Origin of the sequence: Neobacillus drentensis, from assembly GCF_036965645.1 — a bacterium.
In the GTDB taxonomy this organism is placed as follows: domain Bacteria; phylum Bacillota; class Bacilli; order Bacillales; family Cytobacillaceae; genus Neobacillus; species Neobacillus drentensis_D.
This window is the reverse complement of the sequence record NZ_JBALPZ010000294.1, coordinates 1-2,529: the sequence shown is the minus strand read 5'-3', so window position 1 is coordinate 2,529 and position 2,529 is coordinate 1. Positions and strand designations below refer to the sequence as shown.

Annotated in this window: 3 protein-coding genes; 1 reads left to right on the top strand and 2 read right to left on the bottom strand. The window is 33.3% G+C overall.

From position 1 onward, the window contains the following. Positions 1-186 precede the first annotated feature (186 nt). Complete coding sequence (locus V7266_RS30535) at positions 187-843, top strand: YczE/YyaS/YitT family protein (RefSeq protein WP_335473028.1); 657 nt, start codon at positions 187-189, stop codon at positions 841-843. A gap of 30 nt (positions 844-873) precedes the next feature. Here the strand turns inward: V7266_RS30535 and V7266_RS30530 are convergent, their stop codons facing one another. Together V7266_RS30530 and V7266_RS30525 are read right to left on the bottom strand one after the other, a co-directional pair. Then, positions 874-1,389: a CBO0543 family protein gene (locus V7266_RS30530; RefSeq protein WP_335473027.1), complete on the bottom strand. Its 516-nt coding sequence runs from the start codon at positions 1,387-1,389 to the stop codon at positions 874-876. Between the two features lie 927 nt (positions 1,390-2,316). Beyond that, positions 2,317-2,487, bottom strand: coding sequence for a hypothetical protein (locus V7266_RS30525; protein WP_335473025.1), 171 nt, complete (start codon positions 2,485-2,487; stop codon positions 2,317-2,319). Positions 2,488-2,529 lie beyond the last annotated feature (42 nt).

The following is a 2,529-nucleotide window of genomic DNA, read 5'->3' as shown; positions in this document are numbered from 1 at the left end:
CAAATCCATTGTTGTCCCACAGCTCCACGATTTCTTGCACATCTTTTTGATTTTTTTGTAATGGATTCTCTATGTCTGGATTTTTCAAACTGGGAAAATAAATAGGTTGAAATTCATTCTATGAAAGTACTATTATTTCATTGATAGGTAAAAAATCACAACAACCATGAAAGCGAGAAAATAATCATGCCTTTAATTGATATGAGAAGATTTTGGATGATGGTGATCGGAAATTTATGTATAGGAATTGCCGTTTCCCTATTACGTTTAAGTAATTTTGGAACTGACCCTTTTAGTACCATGAATTTAGGGGTAAGTGGATTTTTACATGTTTCTTTGGGTATTTATCAATTAATTTTTAATTTTTTCTTACTGATCATTGTATTTATTTTTGTTCGGCATACAATTGGGATTGGGACGATTGTTAACATGGTTGGAATCGGCTTTTTTTCCGACTTCTTTGTATACGGTTACCATGAGCTATTCGGCTCTTCTCCGCTGCTCCTTTCAAGAAGTATATTCCTTCTTATTGCCATCATCATCGTTGGACTCGGAGTTGCCCTTTATATGACACCCGATATGGGCATTGCGCCGTATGATGCTATGCCACTAGTTATCCAAAAATTATCGCAAAACAAAATACCATTTGCACTTGCTCGAATGATCGCAGATGTGTCATGTGTAGCTATTGGTTTTTCCTTTGGATCCATTGTGGGGGTTGCTACAGTGATCACTGCCATTTGTATCGGCCCGCTTGTGCAATACTTCCGAAAACATCTTGCAGAACCATTATTACGAAATAAACAGAAAGCCTTACCCGCTTCATTCGAATTAAATAAGTAATATCGAATAACCTCTATTTTTAAATAGAGGTTATATTGTCGTTCGAATTCCAACCTTTTTCTTGTGGTAGAAAAGAAGGAACTCATAATAGGATAGGAATAAAGAAATAACTAGCAAATAAGTGGGGAAAGAATAAATCAATTTCCAACCGTGGTATGTAAAGACATGCAATCTTACAAAGACCAATTCAAAACAAACCGCTATGAGGGACCATATTAGAATATAAAGTACAATCTTCATTCTTTTCGGTCTAAACCATTCATAAAAATACACACAAAGATACCCAAACGGAGCATAGACTCCGCTTAATACAATATCAAAGACTTCATACTTTTCCAAATCATTGATTCGATATACATCATAAGGAGATATGGCAGCAATAGTATGGTCGATGATGTTCGGAATAGCCACACTTAATAGGACGATTAAGTAAGAAACTTCGGTAGGCATCTTTTTAGGCAGCCTCACGATCACAACACTCACAAGCAGAACCATGATAATGAACCATTCATTTTCATCAAAGTGTTTCGGTAAATATAAAAACATGGATACCAAAACTCCTCTTACATAAATTTTTTCCTAAATTTTATCCATAAAAAATAAGAAACGAGTAGAATAAAGGACTTTTCAATAAAAGAAAAAACAATATTCCACTTTACTTCATGAAGTACTCCCAGTTTGAGCAAACCATATTCATCAAGCATTAAAGTTACTATTGCCGCGAAAAGAATGATACATTTTGCTGAATTTCGATTGAATCTCAACGAAGTCTCAAAAAAGAGCACGATCAAAAGCGGAAAAAGAAGTAATCTATCAAAGGCATAAGTCCAAAAATCCGCTAATTTCGTCGATATTTTTATCCAAGTTAAATTCACGTATATGATCCAAGATAACGGATGCACGAGCAGCCACACGACAAGCCAAATAAAAATAATTTCAAAAATATGCATTTTTTTTGGTGTTACACAGAAAGAAATGAGAAGTAGTAAAGTGATCGACGCTATGATGGATATATTCATAAACTCCCCTTATTTCAACAAGTTATGGGTTAAATCAAAAATCAATGACCACCAATTTTTCCACTCTCCCCATCTCTAGCTGCAAGTAAAAATAAAAACGCTTGGAAAAGATGCATTTTGTAACCACCCAATCATATTTCTTCATTATTATCATTATTTCTAAAGAGATAGGTATTAATCAAAAAGATATAAATAGTAGTCATCATTTTCATTTGTGAAACTTAGTTGATAAAGATGTCTTGCCATTGAAAAAAAACAGAGACCACACCATTTTTAACATGTACTGGTGTGGTCCCTGTTTTTTTTGTACCATTCTTTAAGTCCTTAAACTTCTCTATCCAAAAGAATGAGAATTTGTTCATTCTCGGTTTTTTTAATTAATATGTAAATGAAGCAGTGAATCGTATATGATCTTAAAACAACCATTTTTTTCCAAATAAAAAGCAGAATAAATCTACCCTGCTTTTTCTACTAAGCAGTTTTTTTCCCATTTTTCATATTCTTTAAATGCCGTCCAGCTTAACCATGATACTAGAATCTTTAATTCATTTGGACCAACATACCAGTATTCCCAACGCTTCTTTTCTGAATTTTGATATATTCCGGTTTTATAGACATAATTCATGTGAAAACACTCCTTGTTTCATATTTAATATTTTACTAATTT

Coding starts and splice junctions, on each gene's coding strand:
- V7266_RS30535 (WP_335473028.1), top strand. CDS start 187: ATGCCTTTAATTGATATGAGAAGATTTTGGATGATGGTGATCGGAAAT.
- V7266_RS30530 (WP_335473027.1), bottom strand. CDS start 1,389: ATGTTTTTATATTTACCGAAACACTTTGATGAAAATGAATGGTTCATT.
- V7266_RS30525 (WP_335473025.1), bottom strand. CDS start 2,487: ATGAATTATGTCTATAAAACCGGAATATATCAAAATTCAGAAAAGAAG.